1 protein-coding gene and 1 pseudogene are annotated in these 1,126 nt (G+C 66.9%); one reads left to right on the top strand and one right to left on the bottom strand.

Going from position 1 to position 1,126, the window contains the following annotated elements; genetic code table 11:
* A partial coding sequence (locus ACWEBX_RS41245) for a transposase (protein WP_451889794.1) occupies positions 1-373 on the top strand: 373 nt, incomplete at its 5' end.
* Positions 374-677: 304 nt separating this feature from the next.
* Here the strand turns inward: ACWEBX_RS41245 and ACWEBX_RS41240 are convergent.
* Positions 678-1,126, bottom strand: a pseudogene (locus ACWEBX_RS41240) (TetR/AcrR family transcriptional regulator); the annotation flags it as partial.

Here is a 1,126-nt window from a genome sequence, read left to right as displayed (position 1 = left end):
GGGCCGAAAGGGCGAGGCCAAGGGCTTCACCTGGCGGGATTACCGCGACCTGATCATCCGCGCGCACATCCAGCTCGGCGGCCCGATCGTGCTCGTCTGGGACAACCTGCGCGCTCACCTCATGCTGCAGATGAGAGCGTTCATCGAAGCGAACGCCGACTGGCTGACGGTCTTCCAGTTCCCCTCCTACGCACCCGACCTCAACCCTCAGGAAGGCATTTGGTCATTGGTCAAACGGACCATCGGCAACCTCGCCGCCGCCAACCTCGACCAACTGGCCAGGACCGTGAAACGAAGCCTCAAGCAGATCCAGTACCGACCGCACCTGGTCGACGGATGCCTCGCGGGAACCGGCCTGATTATGGGCGACTGACCACGATCAGACCGATGTAGGTTCCGCAATTTCGTGGGCATCCGCGATCCACTTACCTGGGGCGTTGACTTTACTGAGCACTCCTGGCTGCGGGGTTCGCCGTCTGATCATGAGCAAAACCCTTGCCGATTCCTGCTTGGGCGGTAGCGCTGGGTAGCGTGCGCTGTTCTGCTCTTGAAGGCGCGCGGGCGGAGGTGTGGGATGGGGTGGCTCCTCTGGGGTGGCGGCAGAAGGCCGCGCGCATGTCAGGCCGCTGAGATTCGCGGCTGAAGGGGAGCTTCAAGTGCCGCCGGTCCGGGGGACTTCAGCGCGCTCGGGGGAAGAGCCGCTCGACAGCGGTCACCACCGCGGCGCGGCGGGCGGCGGTGGTGGGGTCCACGGCGTGTGCGGCGGCGGCCTCGCTGAGTTCGGGTTGCGACGCCCAGGTCATGGCGATCTGATTGACCAGGGCGAGGGCGTCGGCCGGGTCCCAGGCGGGGTCAAGCTGTCCAGCCTGCTGCACCTGGCGGAGCTGGTCGATTTTGCGGGCGATCACTGCCTGGGTGGGATCGTCGGCAACGGCTGCGGTGCCCGGCAGTTCGAGGCGGCCCCAGGTGAGCAGGCGGTGGTGGTCCGGACGGGCGACGAAATAGTCGAACAGGCGGCCCGCGTAGCCGGGGAGGTCGGACGGGTCCATCTGGGTGGCCTCGGCGATGACGACGTGCTCGCGTGCGGCGACGTCCGCATACAGCGCGTCTTTGCCGCGGAAGTAGG

The organism is Streptomyces sp. NPDC005070, assembly GCF_053600395.1.
The sequence above is the reverse complement of the archived record's forward strand: the minus strand, read 5'-3'. Positions and strand labels throughout refer to the sequence as shown.